The organism is Longibacter salinarum, assembly GCF_002554795.1.
GTDB classification, from domain to species: Bacteria; Bacteroidota; Rhodothermia; order Rhodothermales; family Salinibacteraceae; genus Longibacter; species Longibacter salinarum.
The window spans coordinates 1-1,179 of record NZ_PDEQ01000018.1 but is presented as its reverse complement, the minus strand read 5'-3'; the positions used below and the strand labels follow the sequence as shown (position 1 = coordinate 1,179).

Annotated in this window: 1 protein-coding gene; it reads left to right on the top strand. The window is 63.0% G+C overall.

What is annotated here, in order from left to right:
- The coding region (locus tag CRI94_RS17410) for a transposase (RefSeq protein ID WP_143815482.1) at positions 1 to 692 on the top strand (692 nt) is incomplete at its 5' end.
- Positions 693 to 1,179: the final 487 nt, after the last annotated feature.

Here is a 1,179-nt window from a genome sequence, read left to right as displayed (position 1 = left end):
AGGCGTACGCCTTCAACCCGTACCACATCGTCCGCGCCGGATATGGCCGCTTTACGGCCGTCGTGAAGCGGCGCGTACATGCCCGGTTCGCGACGCTGGAGCACCTCTTCGATCGAGCCGAGCAGTCGGTCCGCTATGCCAAGACGACCGCTGAGGTCGATCTGCTCGTGGACCGCCTTCGCACGTTATGGAGCGACTACGAGCGGCTGGTCGCCCGGCGCAAGCGTGTGCGCACGCAGATCGAACAACTCGGGGAGCAGCTCAAAGCCTCTGGCGACCTTCCGGCCCTCGATCACCTCAAGGGCCTCACGCTTTTTAACCTCACCCGCGTGGCCGGTCAGACCGGCCCGCTCACCGACTTTCGGTCCAGGCGTGCGGTGCTCCGGTATGCAGGCCTCAACCTGCGAGAGCGGCAAAGCGGCAGCTACCGGGGGCAAACGCGCCTCTCAAAGAAGGGGCGGCCGCTACTGCGCAAGATCCTGGGGCAAACGGTCTTCCCAGTGCTCCGGCGGCGCTTCCTCTACGGCGGGTATTACCATCGCAAACGCGAGGAGGGCATGATTGGCTCAAAGGCGAAGGTCGCGGTCATGCGCAAGTTCCTCTGCATGCTGCACAGCCTCGCCTGCAGCGGCGATGCCTTCGATCCCGAGCGCTTCTCCACCTGTGAGAGTCAATACGCGCAGACCGCATAAGCGGACTGCGTGCCCGGACTCCGACGATTCTCCAACTTCCCCTCGTTCTACACCGGCTCCCCGCTCCACATGTCACCCGCTGAAGATCTGGCGCGCTGCGCGTCGGAGAGGACCGACACACTGCGATGATCTCTTCACGGGGAGGACCTCTGTGGTCTTCCCCTCAAAGAAGATCGACATGCATCATGCGCGGTGCCGTAGGCCTGTAGCCCCGGCACACGCTCGTCCCTTCGACGCGCCGCTCCAGAACAGGACCGAAACGGTACGCTGACTGCTGCGACGGCTCCGGCCGACGACAGCCGATCCCAGAGAGTATCGTCCGTTCGGTGCACGCGCCTAGCCAGTTCCTTACGCGGACGCTCTACCGCCCTCATGCGTCGATATAGGGCGAACAGAGGAGCTATGCCCTCTGCCCAGAGTCACATGTACTCACGCACAGACCCAGAAAAAACATCCCTTCTACTTGTGCTTGGCATAATAAGAGCGC